Origin of the sequence: Acidisoma cellulosilyticum, from assembly GCF_020621385.1 — a bacterium.
GTDB lineage: Bacteria > Pseudomonadota > Alphaproteobacteria > Acetobacterales > Acetobacteraceae > Acidisoma > Acidisoma cellulosilyticum.
This window is the reverse complement of sequence record NZ_JAESVA010000011.1, coordinates 1-20,446: the sequence shown is the minus strand read 5'-3', so window position 1 is coordinate 20,446 and position 20,446 is coordinate 1. Positions and strand designations below refer to the sequence as shown.

The 20,446-nt window shown below is 61.3% G+C and carries 19 protein-coding genes; 9 read left to right on the top strand and 10 right to left on the bottom strand.

What is annotated here, in order from left to right:
- Positions 1-30 precede the first annotated feature (30 nt).
- Positions 31-969, top strand: a complete 939-nt coding sequence (locus tag ACELLULO517_RS22805) for an SMP-30/gluconolactonase/LRE family protein (RefSeq protein ID WP_227309745.1) — start codon at positions 31-33, stop codon at positions 967-969.
- 19 nt (positions 970-988) lie between these two features.
- On the opposite strand, the gene ACELLULO517_RS22800 is transcribed toward ACELLULO517_RS22805, so the two are convergent.
- From ACELLULO517_RS22800 to ACELLULO517_RS22760, 9 genes are all read right to left on the bottom strand, one after another.
- Complete coding sequence (locus tag ACELLULO517_RS22800; protein WP_227309744.1) at positions 989-1,297, bottom strand: NIPSNAP family protein; 309 nt, start codon at positions 1,295-1,297, stop codon at positions 989-991.
- Positions 1,298-1,318: 21 nt separating this feature from the next.
- A complete protein-coding gene (locus ACELLULO517_RS22795) occupies positions 1,319-2,266 on the bottom strand; it encodes a 2-hydroxyacid dehydrogenase (RefSeq protein ID WP_227309743.1) in 948 nt (315 codons plus the stop codon).
- Between the two features lie 19 nt (positions 2,267-2,285).
- Positions 2,286-3,020 (bottom strand): RraA family protein, encoded by a 735-nt coding sequence (locus tag ACELLULO517_RS22790; protein ID WP_227309742.1) that lies wholly within the window; start codon positions 3,018-3,020, stop codon positions 2,286-2,288.
- A 33-nt stretch (positions 3,021-3,053) separates the two neighbouring features.
- Entirely contained in the window at positions 3,054-3,815 is a 762-nt protein-coding gene (locus tag ACELLULO517_RS22785; protein WP_227309741.1) for an SDR family NAD(P)-dependent oxidoreductase, read from the bottom strand.
- Positions 3,816-3,955: 140 nt separating this feature from the next.
- Complete coding sequence (locus tag ACELLULO517_RS22780; RefSeq protein WP_227309740.1) at positions 3,956-4,678, bottom strand: SDR family oxidoreductase; 723 nt, start codon at positions 4,676-4,678, stop codon at positions 3,956-3,958.
- Between the two features lie 490 nt (positions 4,679-5,168).
- Positions 5,169-6,476, bottom strand: a complete 1,308-nt coding sequence (gene glnT, locus ACELLULO517_RS22775) for a type III glutamate--ammonia ligase (protein ID WP_227309739.1) — start codon at positions 6,474-6,476, stop codon at positions 5,169-5,171.
- 41 nt (positions 6,477-6,517) lie between these two features.
- Positions 6,518-7,843 (bottom strand): FMN-binding glutamate synthase family protein, encoded by a 1,326-nt coding sequence (locus ACELLULO517_RS22770; RefSeq protein WP_227309738.1) that lies wholly within the window; start codon positions 7,841-7,843, stop codon positions 6,518-6,520.
- Between the two features lie 26 nt (positions 7,844-7,869).
- A complete protein-coding gene (locus tag ACELLULO517_RS22765) occupies positions 7,870-8,559 on the bottom strand; it encodes a protein GlxC (protein WP_227309737.1) in 690 nt (229 codons plus the stop codon).
- Positions 8,560-8,561: 2 nt separating this feature from the next.
- The gene (locus ACELLULO517_RS22760; protein ID WP_227309736.1) at positions 8,562-9,494 is read right to left on the bottom strand and encodes a class II glutamine amidotransferase; all 933 of its coding nucleotides are present in this window, start codon (positions 9,492-9,494) and stop codon (positions 8,562-8,564) included.
- Between the two features lie 139 nt (positions 9,495-9,633).
- Here ACELLULO517_RS22760 and ACELLULO517_RS22755 point away from each other — a divergent pair, with 139 nt between their 5' ends.
- From ACELLULO517_RS22755 to ACELLULO517_RS22720, 8 genes are all read left to right on the top strand, one after another.
- The gene (locus ACELLULO517_RS22755) at positions 9,634-10,359 is read left to right on the top strand and encodes a helix-turn-helix domain-containing protein (RefSeq protein WP_227309735.1); all 726 of its coding nucleotides are present in this window, start codon (positions 9,634-9,636) and stop codon (positions 10,357-10,359) included.
- Positions 10,360-10,993: 634 nt separating this feature from the next.
- Positions 10,994-12,025: an alpha/beta fold hydrolase gene (locus ACELLULO517_RS22750; RefSeq protein WP_227309734.1), complete on the top strand. Its 1,032-nt coding sequence runs from the start codon at positions 10,994-10,996 to the stop codon at positions 12,023-12,025.
- Between the two features lie 26 nt (positions 12,026-12,051).
- On the top strand, positions 12,052-12,942 hold the full coding sequence (locus tag ACELLULO517_RS22745) for an acetoacetate decarboxylase family protein (RefSeq protein ID WP_227309733.1): 891 nt from the start codon (positions 12,052-12,054) through the stop codon (positions 12,940-12,942).
- 2 nt (positions 12,943-12,944) lie between these two features.
- Complete coding sequence (locus tag ACELLULO517_RS22740) at positions 12,945-13,424, top strand: hypothetical protein (RefSeq protein ID WP_227309732.1); 480 nt, start codon at positions 12,945-12,947, stop codon at positions 13,422-13,424.
- On the top strand, positions 13,421-13,795 hold the full coding sequence (locus ACELLULO517_RS22735; RefSeq protein ID WP_227309731.1) for a hypothetical protein: 375 nt from the start codon (positions 13,421-13,423) through the stop codon (positions 13,793-13,795). Before ACELLULO517_RS22740 ends, ACELLULO517_RS22735 begins: the two co-directional genes overlap by 4 nt.
- Complete coding sequence (locus ACELLULO517_RS22730; protein ID WP_227309730.1) at positions 13,792-14,208, top strand: DUF4345 family protein; 417 nt, start codon at positions 13,792-13,794, stop codon at positions 14,206-14,208. The genes ACELLULO517_RS22735 and ACELLULO517_RS22730 overlap by 4 nt, the downstream gene beginning before the upstream one ends.
- Positions 14,198-15,745 (top strand): patatin-like phospholipase family protein, encoded by a 1,548-nt coding sequence (locus ACELLULO517_RS22725; RefSeq protein ID WP_227309729.1) that lies wholly within the window; start codon positions 14,198-14,200, stop codon positions 15,743-15,745. Before ACELLULO517_RS22730 ends, ACELLULO517_RS22725 begins: the two co-directional genes overlap by 11 nt.
- Positions 15,742-18,564, top strand: a complete 2,823-nt coding sequence (locus ACELLULO517_RS22720) for a GMC oxidoreductase (RefSeq protein WP_227309728.1) — start codon at positions 15,742-15,744, stop codon at positions 18,562-18,564. The genes ACELLULO517_RS22725 and ACELLULO517_RS22720 overlap by 4 nt, the downstream gene beginning before the upstream one ends.
- A gap of 226 nt (positions 18,565-18,790) precedes the next feature.
- Here ACELLULO517_RS22720 and ACELLULO517_RS22715 read toward each other — a convergent pair whose 3' ends face one another.
- Positions 18,791-20,203: an amidase gene (locus tag ACELLULO517_RS22715; RefSeq protein WP_227309727.1), complete on the bottom strand. Its 1,413-nt coding sequence runs from the start codon at positions 20,201-20,203 to the stop codon at positions 18,791-18,793.
- Between the last annotated feature and the right edge of the window lie 243 nt (positions 20,204-20,446).

Here is a 20,446-nt window from a genome sequence, read left to right as displayed (position 1 = left end):
TCGACGTCCGATCCAAAGCAGAGAAAATCCATGGAAGAACCGGCCAAGCGCTATCCCGACCCGGCAATACGCATTCTAGACCCGAGCTTCGAGAAGTATCGTCTTATCCCCGCCGCGGTGGAACGCATCGCAACCGGCTACCGTTGGGTGGAAGGTCCTGTCTGGCTCGGCGATTCACGCAGTCTTCTGTGGAGCGACATCCCCAATAATCGCATGCTGCGCTGGAGCGAGGAAACCGGACAGGTCGAGGTTTTTCGCCAGCCCTCTGATCATGCGAATGGCAATACGCGGGACCGCGCGGGGAGATTGATTACGGCGGAACATGGTGGACGTCGGGTGACCCGCACGGAATATGACGGATCCATCACCGTGCTGGCCGACAGATATAACGGCAAGCGGTTGAATTCGCCGAATGACGTCGTGGTAAAATCCGATGGCTCGATCTGGTTCACGGATCCGCCCTTCGGTATCGCCGGCTATTATCAAGGCGAGCGTGCCGAACGCGAACTGCCGGACCATGTCTACCGAATCGACGGACAAACCGGCGCGCTGACCGTGGTGACAGCGGACGTGAACGGCCCTAATGGGCTGGCTTTCTCTCCCGACGAGCGCAAGCTTTATGTCATTGAGTCGCGCAGTCGACCGCGGGTCTTCCGTGTTTTCGATGTGGTCGATGATGGCACGCGACTATCCGGCGGCAAGGTTTTGATCGACGCAGGGCCGGCAACGCCGGACGGTTTTCGCGTCGATGTCGACGGCAATCTTTGGTGCGGTTGGGGGATGGGCGATCCTGAACTCGATGGCGTGCGCGTCTTCAACCCGCTTGGCCAGGCGATCGGCCATATTGGCCTTCCAGAACGCTGCGCCAATCTGTGCTTTGGCGGTCGTTGGCGCAATCGCCTGTTCATGGCTTCATGCACGTCGATCTACGCGCTTTATGTCAATACCCAGGGAGTGGCGGGCGGCTAGTGCATGTTCGCAAAGACAACTAAGGTGAGAAGACCGTCGGCTTCATGATCTTGTTGTCCTGCTGGACGAATATTCCCGCATTAGCGAGCTGGAATGCCTTCCACTCGGGATCTGCGGCCATTCTCGCGCGTCGCGCCTCACGATCCGCAATGTCCTCGTAAGCCCAGATATGGACGACCTGATTCAAAGGCCCGATATCCGAAACGTAGAAACCGATCAGGCGACCCAAATGGCGCAGCTGAACCGGCAACGCCATGGTCCGATATCGCTCAAGATATTCCGCCATTCGGCCATGCGCGACAGTGTAGGTACGATGATCGATGATCATGCGCTTGCCCTTCGATGGTTCCTAAGATGGCGGGGTGAGAACCTGGCCGGTTTTGAAGAAAGCCTCGAGATTGTCCATAACCAGCGTCTCGATCGCACTGCGCGTTTCATGCGTCGAGGCGCCGATATGCGGCAGCATGACGACCTGATCGCTGGCAAGCAGGTCCGCCCTTGCGCGCGGCTCCCCTTCGCAAACATCGAGACCAGCAGCGCCGACCCGTCCTTCGGCCAGGGCCGCGACTAAAGCATCCTCATCAACGATGCTGCCGCGTGCGATATTGATCAAGATACCGGTCGGCCCAAGGGCGTTCAGAACGTCGGTCGATATCAGATGCCTTGTCTCAGGCCCGCCCTGGCAAGCGACGACCAGGAAATCGGACCAATCCGCGAGCGCCAGGATATCCGGCATGAAGAGATAGGGCGCCGCCGGCTGCTTCCGCCGACCGTGATATCCGATCTCCATATCGAAGCCACCGGCACGTTTCGCAATGGCTTGACCGATGCGGCCAAGCCCGACGATGCCGAGACGTTTTCCGCTGACACGAAAGGCAAGCGGAAATGGCCTTTTCACCCAGTCGCCATTTTGCACGAACCGCGCTGCTTGAATCAGCTGACGACCGGACGCGAGCAATAAGGCGAAGGCCAGATCAGCCACACAATCTGTCAGAACATCCGGTGTGACACTGACGGCAACTTTGCTTTGCCGTGCGGCCGTCAGATCGATACCTTCAAAACCCGCTCCAAAGCATGCCACAATACTGGGCCGAGCATGCGCGCCAAGCGCATGGAAAACGGCTTCGTCGCAGCCGTGACGGGACATGGTCAGGGCACCCTCGAAATGCCCGGCATTTTGGCGCAGGAAAGCCCCGCGGTCTTGCTGCTGCCACAGTGGCGTGAGGTCATACACTTCTGCGGCGCGCCGCTCCATGCTCGGCGGCAGCGGGCCTAGCTGCAATAGACGACGCTTCATGGGGTCCGGACCATTCACCTTATTTGTACTGCCGCTTGGATAGATCAGCGAGATCTATGCCTGCCGCGATATCGTCCCTCTGCCGTGTGTCACCGGCGGCGATCGCCTCAGCGCGATCCAAAACTGCTTCCAGATGTCGGAAGGGGACAAAAACGATACCGCCGTCGTCAGCGACAACCAGATCGCCCGCGTCCACGACCACGCCTGCGATCCGCACCCGTCCGTTGATGTCCGTGGTGCGCAGGCGCCACTTGCCTGTGATCGGCGTAGGCCCACGGGACCAGATCGGGAAAGCCAGATCAACCGAAGCGCGCGGATCGCGATAAGATCCATCGATGATGGCGCCAATACAACCCGCGCGATGCGCCAGCGTCACCGACTGGCCACCCATATTTGAGACGCCCAGCAAGCCCTCGATAACCACGATGTCGCCCGGCTCTGCAAGATTATAGGCCTCATGCTCCCCCATACCGCCGTCGCGCGCCTGCACGGCCAGCAGCACGGTATCGGCCCGTTCGACGTTTCGGACCGTCACCGCCCGCCCAATATGCGTGCGGCCGTTGAGGTTGCACGGCAAAACCGCGGCCGGGATAGCCGCGGAAAAACCCAGATCATCCATCGCGTCGGAGACGGTACTCGTGGCATCCGGGAGCTTTCTGAAACGCGCGCGCAGATCCTCCGGAATGGGCGGAAGCGCCATCTTGCGGATCGCATCGCGTGGCACGCGTCCGGTCAGCTTTTTCTCGGCGGCCATTTTTGCCTCGTCACCAGATGCGCGACAGCATGATCAGCTCATCATACCGCCATCGACCATGTGAACTGCACCGGTCACATAGCTGCTCATGCTGGACGCGAGGAACAGGACCAGGCCTGCAACTTCGTCCGCATGAGCATGTCGCTTGAGCGGAATTGTCTGGTTGAGTTGTTCGGTCACATCGATGCCGGACAGCGCCGTCATCCGGTTTTCGATTCCGGTCTGAAAGGCGTTATCGATGGCGCCGGGACAGATCGCATTCACCCGAATACCGCGCGCCGCGACGGCTCGTGCGGCGGCTTTCATGACGCCGATCTGGGCATGTTTGGCAGCCACATAGCCGATATTGATGCCGGCGCCGCCACGCACGCCCGCCACGCTGGATGTGATGATGATGCTGCCGCCTTCCTTCATAAAGGACGGTGCATGCTTGCATGCCAGAAAGGCCCCGACACCATGAATGAGCAAGGTACGCTCGAAGGCTTCCTCCGAATAGTCATCCAGCGTCCCGATATGGCCGGGATTGCCCGCATTGCTGAAGACGACGTCCAGGCTGCCCCATTGCGCGACCGCCGCTTCATAGGCCGCCCTTGTCGCGCCACTATCCGTCGCATCGCAAACCCGCGTCACGACATGGTCCGAACGGAGTTTCGCCTTGGCCTCTTCCAACTCTGCCGCCTTCAGGTCCAGCAGCATGACCTTGGCACCTTCCTGCAGGAACCGAGAAGCGGACGCCAATCCTACGCTCCCTGCCCCGCCGCTGACGACGCAAACCTTGTTGTCGAGCATGCCCATTGGGTCTTCCTTTTCTTGCGCAATCAAGCGTTTGGCCGAGCTTGTCGAGGCTGTCAGACAGTATCGTTCAGCATCGCTTTGCCTTGGGGATTAACCTGCGCCGCAAGATCCTCCGCGCACACGCCCATCAAAGCAAAAGCTTATCGTCCGCCCAGACTTCCGCCACCGTCGATGGCCATCACCTCGCCTGTGATGAAGGACGCTTCCGGGGACAGAAAGAAACAGATCGCCGCCGCAACCTCGTCAGGTTGACCCACGCGCCGCATCGGAATGGTTGACAACAACCGCTGTTCCGCTTCGCTGCCGACCGGTCGGCTCTCGCGGAATAATTCGGTTTCTATCGGACCAGGGGCCACGGCATTCGCCGTGATGCCGAATTCGGCCAGTTCCAGGGCCCAGGTGCGCGTACAGCCGACGAGTGCGCTTTTCGCCGCCGCATAGGCTGTACGGTCGCGACCTCCGAAAATGGCGCGACTGCATACATTGACGATCCGCCCCCATTTTTTGGTTTTCATGCCGTCAACAAGGCCTTGCGTCAGATGGATCGCCGCCCGGACATTGAGGTCCATGACCGCCTGATATGTCGCGAAGTCAATTTTTCCGAGCGGCTGCGGTAAAGAGATTCCGGCATTGTTCACGATGCCATCAACGTGAAAATCACGCGCTATCCGCGCCAGAAGCTCCTCGGTTTGCTCAAGGCTACCAAGGTCGCAGCTCAAAAATGTGCCCGGAAACGGATCCTTGCCAGGTTTGCGGGCGATGCCGATGACGTGATGGCCCTGTGCGGCGAGACTGGACGACACCGCAAGCCCGATGCCCCGGCTGGCGCCTGTGACGACAAAATTAGACTTAGTTTGAGGCATGCCTCCGCTCCCTATCTTTGCGCAGGTAAAGCTGTCTTGGTATTCGACTTACCCCAATCTTTGTACGTACAATTCTCGTGAGTCAACTGCCTTTGGAGGCGGGCAGAACGCTGGCCATGTGCCGGCACGCATCGTCGATCACAGATCAGTCAGACTATAAAACGCGAGGGGATTGTGCACCGGTCTGATATCATGAGCCCGCAAAAACGATCCTGTGCGTCCGATCTGCATGCAGAATACCACTGACCCTCGGCTATTTTGCCGTCGTCACGCTTGCGGTCCAAGACTAAATTTCAGGATCATATTTCGAGCGCCAAGGGTTTAGGCAGTGGCGGATCCTGCCCTTATGATCCCGACTTCTTCATGCTAGCTGCAGCAGTTGACAGTCGGATGACATCATCTGGCTGTGTGAAGATGCTCGCAAAACAATAATCTAGAGCGGCATCTGTGAGCGTAGGCGAACTGGAAACGCTCTGGTCAATCACACGCGTCAAATATCGAGTGCGTTGTCCCGCTCCCATTGCGTGAAGTGGCTGGCATAGCTGTTCCATTCCAGGTGCTTCAGCTTGGCATAGCTCACCGAAAAATCTGCCCCAAGAGCGGAAGTCAGGCTTTCGTCGGCCGTAAAGGCGCGCAGCGCATCCAGCAGGTTCATGGGCAGTTTCCGCCCATCCGTCACGGTAGGACCGTCTTGATACATGTCGATATCACAGCGTTTTCCGGGGTCAGCCTTAGTTGCTATCCCATCCAGCCCAGCCGCGAGAATAACACATTGCAGCAGATAGGGATTGGCTGCGCCATCCGGCAGGCGCAACTCAAACCGCCCCTTGCCCGGCACGCGCACCATATGGGTGCGATTATTGCCCGTCCAGGTCACGGAATTGGGGGACCATGTGGCGCCCGACGCCGTGCTTGGCGCGTTGATACGCTTATAGCTATTGACCGTCGGGTTAGTAATCGCCGCCATGCCGCAGGCATGTTTCATGATGCCGCCGAGAAAGAATTTTCCGTCCGACGAGAGACCCAATTCGTCCTCTTCGTCATAGAACCGATTGACGAAGCCACCCTGATCCCAGACCGACATATGGACATGGCAACCATTGCCGGTCAGCGCCGGGAAAGGCTTCGGCATGAAGGTCGCGCGCAAGCCGTGCTTTTCGGCCAAGGAGCGGACCATGAACTTGAAGAAGGAATGGCGGTCGGCCGTGACCAGCACATCGTCGAACGCCCAGTTCATCTCAAACTGACCATTCGCGTCTTCATGATCGTTCTGATAGGGCTGCCAGCCGAGTGCCGCCATATAGTCGCAGATCTCGGAGATGACATCATAGCGGCGCATCAGCGCCTGCTGATCGTAGCAGGGTTTGACGGCGTTATCCTTGGGGTCGGAGATACCGCTGGCATCGGCGTCGATGAGAAAGAACTCCGCCTCGACACCGGTTTTGACCCGCAGCCCCTGTGCGTCGGCTTGCGCCACCAGCTTTTTCAGCAGGACGCGTGGCGCCTGGGCGACGGGCTTCTCATTCATCGCGCAATCGGCCGCGACCCAGGCGACTTCGGGTTTCCACGGCAATTGAATGCAGGCATTGGAATCGGGCAAAGCGAATAGATCAGGATGCGCCGGCGTCATATCCAGCCAAGTCGCGAAACCGGCGAAACCGGCACCATCCTTCTGCATATCGGCAATAGCGGATGCCGGCACCAGCTTCGCCCGCTGCGCCCCAAACAGATCGGTATAGGAAATCATGAAATAGCGGATGCCCCGCTCCTTCGCGAGACTGGCAAGATCAGTCGACACGGAAGATCCTTTTCTGTTCGAGACGTCTCAGAGTGAAGTCCTCAGAAATTTTGACCTGGAATCCAGTTCGTGCCGGCCAGCGGCACGCGCGCCATGGCCGCCGCTTCTACGGTGAGAGCACAGAGATCCTCGGGCTCCAGATTATGGACATGGCTTTTGCCGCAGGCCCGCGCGATGGTCTGCGCTTCCAGCGTCATGACTTTCAGGTAATTGGCGAGCCGCCGCCCGGCAAGCACCGGGTCCAGACGCTTCATCAATTCCGGGTCCTGCGTCGTAATGCCGGCGGGGTCACGCCCCTCATGCCAATCATCATAGGCGCCAGCGGTGGTGCCAAGCGCATTGTAGTCGCTCTCATAGGCCGGGTCATTGTCACCGAGCGCGACCAGTGCCGCCGTGCCGATGGACACCGCATCGGCCCCGAGCGCCAGCGCCTTCGCGACATCGGCACCGTTGCGAATGCCCCCCGACACGATCAGCTGCACCTTCCGATGCATGCCGAGGTCCTGCAACGCCTGCACGGCCGGACGAATGCAGGCGAGCGTCGGCATACCGACATTCTCGATGAACACTTCCTGCGTGGCCGCCGTGCCACCCTGCATGCCGTCCACCACCACGACATCGGCGCCGGCCTTCACGGCCAGTGCGACGTCGTAATAGGGCCTTGCGCCACCGACCTTGATGTAGATCGGCGTCTGCCAATCGGTGATCTCGCGCAGCTCCAATATCTTGATTTCCAGGTCATCCGGGCCGGTCCAATCCGGATGGCGGCAAGCGGAGCGCTGGTCGATACCCTTGGGCAGCATGCGCATGGCCGCGACACGGTCGGTGATCTTTTGCCCCATCAACATGCCGCCACCGCCGGGCTTGGCCCCCTGGCCGACAACGATTTCGATCGCATCCGCCTTCAGCAGGTCGGCCGGGTTCATGCCGTAGCGCGAGGGCAAATATTGATAGACCAGGGTTTGGGACTGGCCGCGCTCCTCGGTCGACATGCCGCCGTCGCCGGTGGTGGTCGATGTGCCGGCGGCAGTGGCGCCACGGCCCAGCGCTTCCTTGGCATGGGCGGAGAGCGAGCCGAAGCTCATCCCCGCGATGGTGATGGGGATTTTCAGATGCAGCGGCTTCTGCGCGAAGCGGTTGCCCAGCACGACATCGGTATCGCACCGCTCCCGATAGCCTTCCAACGGATAGCGGGACATGGAGGCGCCCAGGAACAGCAGATCGTCGAAATGTGGCAGCCGCCGCTTCGCACCGCCGCCGCGGATATCGTAAATGCCCGTCGTCGCGGCGCGGCGGATTTCCGACAGCGTATAGTCGTCAAAGGTCGCCGATTTGCGCGGAACGGTCGGCGGATTCGTATAGGACATTGAAGACGGCACCTTGTTTGAGCGGCTCAGCCGTAGGCATCCGCGTGATCGACGCTGAAATTGTAGAGTTTTCGGGCGGATCCGTAGCGCTTGAATTCGGACGGCTTGACGTCGGTGATGCCCGCCTGCCCGAGCAGCTTTTCCAGAACGGCTAAGTGTTCGGCTCGCAGCGGCTTCTCGATACAATCGGCGCCGAGGCTTTTGACCGATCCACGCACGAAGAGCTTCGCCTCATAGACGGAATCGCCCAGTGCATCGCCGGCATCACCACAGACGACCAGATGCCCGGCCTGGCCCATGAAGGCCGCCATATGGCCGATATTGCCGCGCACCACGATATCGATGCCCTTCATCGAAATCCCGCAGCGCGATGACGCATTGCCCTGGATGACGAGAAGACCGCCCTGACCGGTCGCACCCGCATATTGGCTGGCATCGCCCATCACGGTGACGCTCCCGGACATCATGTTTTCCGCCGCACCAGGCCCGACAGAGCCCTGGACCACAATCCGGGCCTCGCGATTCATGCCAGCGCAGTAATAGCCGGTGCTACCATGGATGGTGATGGCGATAGCGGCATTGACGCCGACCGCCACGGCGTGGGCGCCACGCGGATTGATGATATCCCAATGCGTCTCGTTGCTGCCTTCCCCGACGTCATGCAACTGCTTGTTGAGGCTACGCAGACCGCTTTCCGCTAGATCGATGGTCGGCATGATCAACGCTCCCAGAAATAGACGGTGGCGGGCTCAGGCTCCCACACCTTTGCCGTCTCAATCTCAGGCAGGTTCACCAGCGCGCGGTATTCCGAGCCGAAGGCGACGTAGCGGTCCGTTTCGGCCAGCACGGCCGGCTTGCAAGCAATCGGGTCACGCAGCACGCCAAATCCGTTTCTGGTGCCCACGACGAACGTATAGAAGCCGTCCAGATCCTCCAATCCGCGCCCCAGCGCCTCCCCCAGGCTGAGCCCCTGCTCCATCTGTTGGCTGAGATAGGCAGCGGCGACCTCAGTGTCATTCTCGGTCTCAAACTGCATACCTCGGCGTTTCAACTCCCGCCGCAGATTGTTGTGATTGGAGAGCGATCCGTTATGGACCAGACATTGATCGGCTCCGGTGGAGAAGGGATGCGCGCCCATGGTGGTGACGGCGGATTCCGTCGCCATGCGGGTATGACCGATGCCATGACTGCCGGTCATGGCACTGAGCGCGAAACGACCCGCAACCTCAGTCGGATAGCCGACTTCCTTATAGATCTCGATTTTGTCGCCGATCCCCATGATGCAAAGATGAGGATGGTCAAGCCGCAGGATTGCCCGCGCTTCGGGTATCAGGTTTGCCGCCAACCGCAATACGGCGTGCGTATCTTTACGGGTCATGCGCACCGGCGCACCAAGCTTGTCCGCCAGGCCATCCGCCAAACCGACAAAGCCGGCCGGATCAGAGGACTGCACGGTGATCTTGCTGAACCCGTCCTCAAAACCGCCATAGACTGCAAAGCCTGCGCTGTCCGGGCCGCGGTCGCACATCGTCCCGAGCATATCCGACAGCATCTGCCCAAGATGCGGCTCAAGCCCTTTGTCTTTGATGAAGAGACCGACAATTCCGCACATAATCTCACCCATTGCACCGATGGCAGACTGCTCCGCCATCGCATCACAGGCGATGCGAAGCCGTCAATCGAAAAGAATAATTTTTTCTTGTAAAGAAACTTGGCTCTATCGCGGGCCTTGCTACGCCATGCTAGTCTGCCGCGCTCCTCCCTGATGAGATTAAGCTAAGGCGAGCAAAGTGACGACGAAAGCAAAAGCCGGAACCGACAGCGTCGCGCAGATTGTTGAGCATCTGAGCAACAGCAAAGGTGTCTCTGCGCCGTTAATTCCGCCATCGGGGAAATTCAGCGGCCAAGACCCGCACGGCTTGGTCGGCGCGCGGGACGCCATTCTGGAAGTCGCGATCGGGCGGGAGGTGCGTGCCTGCCGCAGCAAGTTGGGTATTACGGTCGCTGACCTCGCTGCCGCCGCGGGCCTCTCGCTTGGTATGCTGTCCAAGATCGAGAACGGTATGATCTCACCGTCACTGACGACGCTGCAAGCCCTGTCCAGGGCGCTAGGCGTTCCCATAACCTCCTTCTTCACACGGTACGAGGAGCAGCGGGAGGTTGTGTTCGTAAAGGCCGGCGAGGGCTTGGCCATTGAGCGACGCGGCACCCGCAACGGCCACCAGTATCATTTATTGGGCTATACCGGAAATCAGACGTCCCGCGTCGTGGTGGAACCCTACCTGATCACCCTGACGACGGAATCCGACGTCTTTCCACTGTTCCAGCACGCAGGGATCGAGTTTCTCTATATGCTCGAAGGCGAGGTCGTGTATCGCCACGCCGACAAGCGATACGCAATGTCTCCAGGCGACAGCCTGTTCTTCGACGCCGACGCTCCGCACGGGCCGGAGGTGATGGTGAAGTTTCCAATTCGCTTCCTCTCCATCATCTCTTATGGCCGAGGTGAGGAATAATTTGCTTGATCACGGCTTACAGCGTCTTTCAGGACCCTTGTACGCAGGGATCGAATGAGGGGTGAAGCTGTTTGGCTTCTTCTCTTGTTTCTGGCGAAGTGTCGGCGGTGATTGAACCGCTCCTTCCTATTACTTATGAGCAAATCCAAGGTCGTTAAGCCGCTTGCTGGCATTGCGGGCCTAGAGCAGATCCCGGTCAGATGGAATCATCTGTCCAGGTGAAGATGCTCGCAAAAACAATAAACTAGAGTTTGTCTGATTTTAACTGAAGCTTGTCCCTCATATCGTCATGTCCGGCCTCAGAGCCGGGCATCCATTCGTTGGGGCGCCCAAGGACTGGATGACCGGGTCAAGCCCGGCCATGACGGGGCAAGGGGTCGTTTCCAACTAAACCTGACGGACTCTAGAGCAGCACCTGTGACCGTAAGCGAACAGGAAACGCTCTAGGAAAAACCAAATTCGAGCAGGTCCGGCTTTTGTATGATGCCGGCAAAACCGCCCCCGCACGTCCTTCAATGTTCCACCCAACAGACAAGATTGCCTTGCCGCTGAATTTTCATTACGATCCCGTGAATTCGTCTCGCTGCTCGTCTGAAGCCTTGCGCTTTTGCCAGTATCCTGAGGGACCCGCATCATGGACAGCGTCTGCGCAGCGGAGGTTATCGCGTTCACGGCCGGCGACGGCTTCCCCCTCAATCTGCACCATTTCCCGCCCTCCGCTCCGGGCCCATCCGACCCGGTCCTCGTCCTGCATGGCGCGGGCGTGCGCGCCAATATCTTCACGCCGCCGGTCGCTCAGACCTTCGTGGATGCCCTGCGAGAGGCCGGTTTCGACGTCTGGCTGCTGAACTGGCGCGCCAGCATCGATCTGCCGCCGAATGAATGGACGCTGGAAGACGCTGCCGTATTCGACCATCCCGCGGCCGTCCGCACCGTCCTGGAACGCACCGGGAAGACCAGCCTCAAGGCCGTCATCCACTGCCAGGGTTCGACGAGCTTTATGATGGCGGCCGTCGCCGGACTGCTCCCCGCGGTATCGCTGATCATCAGCAACGCGGTTTCGCTGCATCCCGTCGTGCCGGCCCTCGCCTATCTCAAGTCCCGCTATATGACCAACAGCGTCGGCCGCTTCATGACCTACCTGAACCCGCAATGGGGTCTCTCCGCCCCGCTTGGCTGGCCGAGCGTCATCGATTTTTACGTCCGCGCGCTGCATCACGAGTGCAACAATCCGGTCTGCAAACAGTCGAGTTTCACCTTCGGCGCAGGCTTCCCCACGCTGTGGCGGCACGAGAACCTGGACGCGGACACGCATGAATGGATCAAGGGCGAATTCGCGCATGTGCCGATGACGTTCTTCCGCGAAATGAACCGCTGCATCCTGGCCGGTGTGCTCGTTTCCAGCGGCAAGCATCCCGAACTGCCCCGTGTGTTCGACGCGCAGGCGCCTAAAACCGACGCGCGCTTCGTTTTCCTCGCAGGTCAAAACAACCAATGCTTCAAGCCGGAAAGCCAGCAGCGCAGCTTCGATTACTGCGATCGCCATGCACCCGGTCGGCACGCCCTCTACGAACTTTCCGGCTACGGCCATCTCGACGTCTTCATCGGCAAGGCCGCCGCCCAGGATAATTTCCCGCTCATCATCGACGAGTTGCGTCGGGCCTGAACCCCAAGTCGGAAAGGAGGCAAGTCATGGCGATCCCGGCGCGGCAGCAACGGTTGCGCGGCACACATGCTTTCGTCGACGGAATCTCCTTCACCATGCCGGTACAGTCCCGCGATTCTTCCGCCATCATCGCGGCCTTTCCGATCGACTGGGACAAGGCGGCGGCCCTCATTCCGCCCGGCGATGTCCATCCGTTCCGACTGTGGAAGCGAGGCGTGCTGCTCGTCACCGTGGTGGACTACCGGCTGACCGACATCGGCGCCTATATCGAATACAGCCTCGCCATCGCCTGCACCAAAGGCGCGCGGCCCGCGCCGCCATTGCTGCCCGCCGTTCTGATGAGCCTGTTCGGCTCCGGCCAATATGTCTTCGACCTGCCGGTTTCGACGGAAATCTCCGTCAAGGGCGGCAAGGGCATCTGGGGCATGCCCAAGCACCAGGCGAACCTCGATTTTCTCACCGGTTCGCAATGGGTCTCGTCGCAATACGATCTCGACGGCCAGATGGTGTCGCGCTTCGACGTGCGCAAACCCTCTTCCTACTGGCTGCCGCTCAATATGGGCGCCACCAATTACTGCGTGTTCCGGGACATGATGATGAAGTCAGTCATCTATTTCCAGGGCAAGGCCGGCGTACATCTCCTGCGGTCGGACGCCGCGCGGCTGCGGCTCGGCGACCATCCCCGCGCGCAGATCATCCGCGATCTTGACGTCGACCCCAAGCCGATCTTTGCCGCCCATATTCCCTCGGTTCTCGGTCTGCTCGACGATTTTTTCGAGTGCTGGTTCGTGACCCCTGGGCAGGCGCCCGCGACCCCGTTCAGTGAGGGGCTGGAAGCGACCTATCCTCTGGGCTATGGCCGGGACTGGCTGCCGCCGCCGAACCGCGATCCCAATTTCGATCTCGACAAGGCCTGACCATGCCAAGGCTCCTGCTCCTCAACAACGTGCTGTTGCTTCTGTGCTGCTCGATCTATCTCGGAACCGGGTTCTCGCTCGTGTTCTTCCAGCTGCCGATTGAGCCGCATCTCACCGTCGATAATTACCAGTTCATCTTCGTCGGCCCGGTAACCGCGGCGACGCGCTTCTTCACCTACATGACCATCGTCATGCTGCTGTGCGGCGTGATCATGCTGGCGACCGAGTGGCTCTCCGGCCTGCGCTGGGTGCCGGTCGTAACGCTCGCCGGGATTATCGCGACGACGGTACTGACCGTCTCTGTCATCCTTCCGCTGAACGGCCTTCTTGCCCAAGGCATCACAGACCCGGCCAAGCTGAAATCGATCTTTCACGAATGGGCGAATCTGAACCGCCTGCGCTTTGTGCTCTGGGTCGTGCAGTGGTGCGCCATGAGCTACTGGTTCTACCGGCTTGCCTGGCTTGCGAGGGCCGATCAATGACCGTCTGGCTCAGACCCTTGCTCCTGCTCATCGCGGCCATCACGGTTCTGACCGGGCTCACGCAACTCGTCGCGCCTGCCTGGGGGCTCAGCTGGATTGCACGCGGTTCCTCGGCGCTGAGCGCGCAGTTCTTCGCGACCGTCGGCATGTTCATGATCATCACCGGCGCGATGTTCTTTCAAAGCCTTGCCACGGGGTCGCGTGAGCGTGTCATTCCTTTCTGGATCGGCGTGCAGAAGGCCGCCGCCTGCCTGCTGGTGGCCCTGGCCGTCATACACGGTTTGATGAGTCCCCTCGCGATTGCCGTCGCCGCCTTCGACGGGCTTACCGCGGTCATCACTTTCCGCTTCTGGCGGCAGCTGCGGCCATGAGCGGAACCGTCACGAAGATCGCCTCTGTCCTGCAGTTCGCCTATGCCGCTTTCCTGCTCGTCATCGGCTGCGTCGGCGTCTTCACGGCGCGCTGGGAACTGGCGACCGTATTTCATGTCGATCCAGCGCGCTGGCCCGCCGGCGCGGCGCCCACCATGCTCAATCAATATCGCTTCCTCAAAAGCATCGAATTCGGCGCAGGCCTGTTCTGTTTCGGCTACCGCCCGGCCATTCTCGCGGGCGGGCGCGCATCGGCGATCTTCCTCGCCATTGTCGGTGGCGGCGTCTTCGCGCGCAGCTGGTCCTGGGGCGTCGACGGCCGGCCGACGCTGCTGTTCATCGCCTTTCTGCTGCTCGAGGCCTGCGTGTTCGTCGCGGTCGCCATTCATCTTTGCCTGCCGCATGACCGCTGACCTCGTCATCGCCCCCGAGACGCCCAACCGGCGCGCGCTGATCCTGCCGGGCGGCGGCATGCGCGTCGCCTATCAGGCCGGCGCGCTCAAGGCGCTGCACGATAGCGGCCTGCGCTTCTCTTACGCTGATGGCGCATCGGGCGGCACCATGAACCTGGCGTCGCTCATGTCGGGCGTCTCACCGGAAACACTCTGCCGCAACTGGCGTAGCCTGCGCGTCACCGATTTCGTGGCGCTGCGGCCGTGGCGGGCCTATCTCAAATTTCCCGCCATCGGCGCGCTCGGCGGGCTGTCGGGCCTGCGCGACAAGATCTTCCCCCATCTCGGCGTCGATATAGAGGCGCTGCGCCGCGCAAGCTCGGTCAGCGCCACCTTCAACGTCTGCAATTTCGACGAGAAGATCGTCTATGCCGTGCCGCAGGGCGAAATGTCGCTTGATTTGCTGCTGGCCGGCGTCTCGCTGCCGCTGGTGACGCCGCCCGTCTATTACCACGGCGCGACGTATACCGATGCGGTCTGGATCCAGGATTGCAATCTGCTGGCACCCGTGCGCGCCGGCGCCAACGAACTCTGGGTGATCTGGTGCATCGGCAACACGCCGGAGTTCAAGACAAAACTCATCGAGCAATATGTGCATATGATCGAGATGAGCGCGCTCGGCGCCCTGCACCGCCAATTCGCTGAGATCGCAGCCCTCAACGCCGCCATCGCGCGCGGCGAGCGCCCATACGGCCAGGACCGTACGATCGTCGTGCATTTCGTCAAGCCGGTCTATCCGCTGCCGCTCGATCCTGACTTTCTCGCAGGGCGCATCGACGCGCCCACGCTCGTTGATTCCGGCTACCGCGACGCCAGCCGCTATCTCGCCGCGATGACGCCGGACGGCATCGCGCTCGCCCCGGCATCGACGCGCATGAAGACGCAAGGCTTCGGCATCAATTTCCGCGAGGCGATGACAGGCCGGCTGACTTTCGGCGCGACCGACCCGCAGATCGGCTACAAAGACCCCGCCGCCGTCCCGTTCATGCTCCGTGCCTCCATCGATATCCGCGACATCGGCAGATTCGTCTTCGACCGAACCCATACCGGGGAGTTGACCGGCCATCTTTACGCGCCCCGCGCCGGCTTCACGCTGCCCGGCATGGGCGGCGTCTTTCGCCTGTTCGCGCCGACCGCTGACGCGAAAGAGACCTGGATGGTCTACGAGATCGCCTATCTGCAAGCCGGCAGACCTTACTATCTCGCCGGCCGCAAGCGCGTCCGTGTCGGGCCGCCTTGGCTTGCCTGGGCCGAGACCACGACGCTCTATGTCACGCTGCATGAGGGCGGTGCCGACGGGCCCGTCTGTGCGGCCGGCATCCTCCGCCTTGGGGTCTTCGATCTGCTCGCCCTGCTCGGCACGCTACATGCCACCGGCTGCGAAACCCCGCGCGAATCTGCCCGCGCCATCTGGCGTTTCGCGGCTTTCTTCATTCGCGAGCTTTGGCGCACCTATGTCTTGCGCCGTCCCCTCGCCGCCCCCAGGGCATCGATATGAGCGCCCCTTACGACGCCGTCGTGATCGGCAGCGGGTTCGGCGGCGCGGTCGCCGCCTGCCGGCTCGCGCATGCCGGGCGATCGGTGCTGGTTCTCGAACGCGGGCGGCGGTGGTTGCCAGAGCAATATCCGCGCGGCCCTGACGATGCCTGGATTTGGGACCAGAACCGGCCGGAGCGTCACAACGGCTGGATCGACATGCGCTTCCTCAACCGCATGTGGGTCGCGGCGGGCGCAGGTGTCGGCGGCGGCTCGCTGATCTACGCCAGCGTCTCGATCGATGCCAAACCCTCGGTCTTCGCGTCCGGCTGGCCCTCAGAGATCAACCACGGCGTGCTCCAGCCCTATTATGCGCGCGTCGCGGAGATGCTGGGCTCGCGCCCATTGCCCGACGGACAATTGACCCGGCGATTCGAATTGATGCGCGACGCGGCCACGGCGATTGGCGCGGAAACGCGCTTTACCAAGGTCGATATCGCCGTGACCTTCGATGACCGCTGGTCCTATGACCTGCCTGACGCCCACAATCCCCGTCACTCCTCGACGCATACCAACCCGTTCGGCAAAACCCAAGGCACCTGCATCCATTGCGGCAACTGCGATATCGGCTGTCAGGTGCAGGCGAAGAACACGCTCGACCTCAACTACATCGCGGCGGCCGAAGCGGACGGCGCGGTGGTGCAGCCGCTGTCGCTCGTCACCCATATCTCGCCGGCGGCGGCCGGTTGGTGCGTGCATTACGACAAGCTGGAAGACGGGCGGCGGGTATCGTCGTCCGTGATCGGCCGCCGCGTCATTCTGGCCGCGGGTTCGCTCGGCTCCACCGAAATCCTGTTGCGCTCGCGCGACGATTACCGCACGCTCCCCGATATCAGCCCGCATCTTGGCCGCGGCTGGAGTTCCAACGGCGATTTCGTGACGCCTGCGGTGTATGCCGGCCGGAAGATCGATCCGACGGTCGGGCCCACGATCACTGCGGCCATCGATTTCCTCGACGGCAGCGAGAAGGGCAAGCGCTTCTTTGTCGAGGATGGCGGCTTCCCGAACGTGCTGCGCAACTATCTGCAAGCCAAGGCGCGCCATGCCGGCCGTTTCGGCCCGCAAGCCCGTTTCTTTCGTCATCTGCTCGGTGCATCGCTGGACGATCCGCTGCCCGGCGTCATGCCCTGGTTCGGGCAAGGCATCGATGCCGCCAATGGCCATCTCAGGCTCGCGCGCCACTGGTGGGCACCGTGGCGACGCAGTCTCGCGCTCGATTGGAACCCTACCGAATCCGAAGGCTTGATCGATGGGCTGATCGACATCCACAGACGTCTCGCCAAGGCCACGGGCGGCGAGATTGTCGTGCCGCCCACCTGGTCTCTGCTGCGCCAGTTGGTGACACCACATCCGCTCGGCGGCTGCGCCATGAGCGCGAGCCCGGCGGCGGGCGTGGTGGACCATGCGGGCCGCGTGTTCGGCCATGCCGGTCTCTATGTGCTCGACGGCGCGATCGTGCCGCGCGCGCTCGGTCTCAATCCGTCGAAGACCATCGCGGCGCTTGCCGAGCGCGGTGTGGCGCTGATGCTGGCCGAAGATGCCGGCTCAGCACAAGCAGCACCCAGCCGGGATGGTCGGCGCGATCTGCAGGATTTGCAAAATCTGCCGCGCACGCCCCTTCTGTCCTTTGCGCAGAAAGCCGCCGCGCCGATCGCGCCGCGGCCGAAGACAGCGGATCTGCAGCCCATCCGCTATCCGCTCCTCTCAGCCTTCGGGAACGGCAAATTTCTCGAATGGTTCTGGAACTATGTCACCTTGCGTCTGGGCCGGCGCCACCCGTTCCAGACCTATACCGCGTCCGACCCCGACCAGGGCATTTACCGGATGCCCGGCGGCGATGAGACGGTCCGGCTTGTGCTGGCCGGCGACTGGGCCACCGGCACCGACGAGGCCCATGACGTGGCGCAGCGGATGGCAGAGGATGCGCCGCACTACGCCATCCATCTCGGCGATGTCTACTATTATGGCGGCCCCGGTGAGGTTGCGGAGAATTTCCTCGGCCAACCGAACCCGCGGAATTTCTATGAGCCCTGCCGCTGGCCTGATGCCTCGCTCGGCCGCTTCGCGCTGAACGGCAATCATGAAATGTACGCCTTGGGCAAGGCTTATTTCAACGCCATGCTGCCCACGCTCGGCCCCAAGATCGGCGGCGTGCAGCAGAAGCAGAAAGCGAGCTTCTTCTGTCTGGAAAACGAGCATTGGCGCATCATCGCGCTGGACACGGGCTACAAATCGATCGGCTGGCCGTTTGTCGAATACGTCTTCTCTCCCTCCTGCGCACTCCGCCGAGAGGAAATTGCCTGGCTGCGCGAAACGGTGTGCCCGGACCCCACGGACCGCCGCGGGATCATTATCCTGACGCATCACCAGTATTACTCACGCTATGATAATTGGTACGTCAAAACGGCGCGGCAGCTCGCCGAATTTTTCGACCGTCCGGTGCTGTGGTTCTGGGGCCATGAGCATCGCATGGCGGTCTATGAGGAATTTGCGGTGCCGCGTGGAATTGCCGCTTATGGCCGCTGCATCGGCCATGGCGGCATGCCGGTCGATCTGCCGCCGGCGCGACCTCCGCATCCGGAATGCAGCGTGGAATTCACCGATCTCAGGCGATACCCGAACGATGAGAATCTGACCATCGGCTACAATGGCTATGCGCGCCTGACGCTGCGCGGCGCCCGCGCAGCGGTGGACTATATCGACATCGACGGCGCTGTGATCTTCAGCGAATGCTGGACCGCCGACGCGCAGACCGGGTTGCGGCGGGTTCCTCTGGGATGAAGTAGTCGTTCCAAGCGGCTGAGTTGTTTTTCGATAATCTCACGTGGGTTCTGGACCAAATGGAAGCGATCGGCGACCTGACGGGCCTGAGGGGCGCCGATCTCCGCTCCTTCCGCGTAAAGCCCTTGACGATCGCGATCGATGAATGCGCGGGAAGGCCGAGCGTCTAAGCGGCCTACCCCATTGGCTATTTTGATCTTGATCCGCCCAATCTACCGGGACTTGTCTAAACCAAATGTACGTCCGCCTTCCAGCGTCCTGCCAGCAACTGTTCCACCTGCATCGCGATCTTGAGCAAGGTTTGATCGCTATACCATGCACCGACAATCTGAAGCCCTATGGGCAGGCCCGCCTGGGTCTTGCCACATGGAAGCGCTAGCGCCGGATGGCCTGTAAGATTGAAGGGAAAAGTATAGGGATACCAACCGCCGCGAATGCGACCGCTTTCCTGCCCCGCCACCAGGACAGGGCCATCCGGCAGACGTTCGTCCAACGGTGCCGGTGGGGCGGTAAGCACGGGCGAGACGATAACGTCGAAACGCTGCAGCATCGCCTGGACCTCGCGAAACATCCCAGACCTTGCGGCGCCCGCATTCTGCAAATCAACCGCACTATGCCGCAGCCCGGCTTCGACTGTCGTGATCAGATGCGGGTCTAAGCGTGTCCGAAACGCCTCCATCCGCGGCGCAACCCGGGAGGCGATCGCCGATTCCAGCATGACAAGAAAATGCGGCTCAAGGCTCACAAAGTCGAGTTCGATCTGCTCGACGATGGCGCCCGATTCCGCCATTGACTGAACGGCCGCCTGGGTTGCCCACTCCACCTCGGGGTCAAGCAAGCTGTTGCCACAGCGCGGCATCCAGCCGACACGCAGCCCTTTCACCTGATCCGGGCCAGCCCATTGCTGCGGCCTGGCCTGGCCAAAGGGATCCAAACGGTCAGGCCCGGCAAGCACGTCGTAGAACAGCGCTGTATCGGCGACGTCGCGGGCCATGGGACCCGCGAAGCTATTGGCCGAGAAGAGGTCGGGGACCTGAAGATGGGGAATTGCGCCAAGCGTCGCCTTAAAGCCGACAACCCCGCAGCACGCGGCCGGGATGCGAATGGACCCACCGCCATCCGTGCCGAGCGCCAAGGGGCCCATGCCTGCCGCCAAAGCCACGGCCGCACCACCACTCGACGCACCGCAGGTCACTGAACGGTTTATCGGATTGAGCGTCAGCCCGAAGATCGGTCCTTCGGTGAGTTGCTTATGGCCAAATTCCGGCGTGGTTGTCTTGCCAATGAGGATTGCGCCCGCTTGCTTGGCGCGCGCAACGGCGACCGCGTCCTCCTTGGGAATATTGTCCGCGAATAATGCGGACCCCATCGTTGTTCGAACCCCTGCCGTGTTCAGGAGATCCTTTACGGAATAGGGAATGCCATGAAGCGGTGGCAGGTGGGCGCCCTGCATCACCGCATCCTCTGCCCGCTTCGCATCCGCCAGTGCTTGCTCCGCTACCACAGTGATGAAGGCATTCAGACTGCGGCCTGCATCCATGCGGTCCAGGACCGCTTGCATAGTCTCGACGGGAGAAAGCCGGCGTTCCCGGATGGCCCTGGCCATCTCGCGCGCTGACAGAGCCAGGATATCGGACATGATGGGCTTTCTCCTACAGCAGGTCACAGTCAGATGGAATCATCTGACTGTGTGACGATGCTCGCAAGAACAATGATCTAGAGCGGTATCGGTGAGCGTAAGCGAGCAGGAGACGCTCTAGCAGGCTGCGGAAAAGCTACCAGCGCTTGGCGATAAAGGAGGATTCGTCGCCGAGGTGGAAGCGGATATCGCCGGTGAGGGTTCCATCGTCCTCTAGTTGTGCGTCGCCGTCGCCGGAGGCCT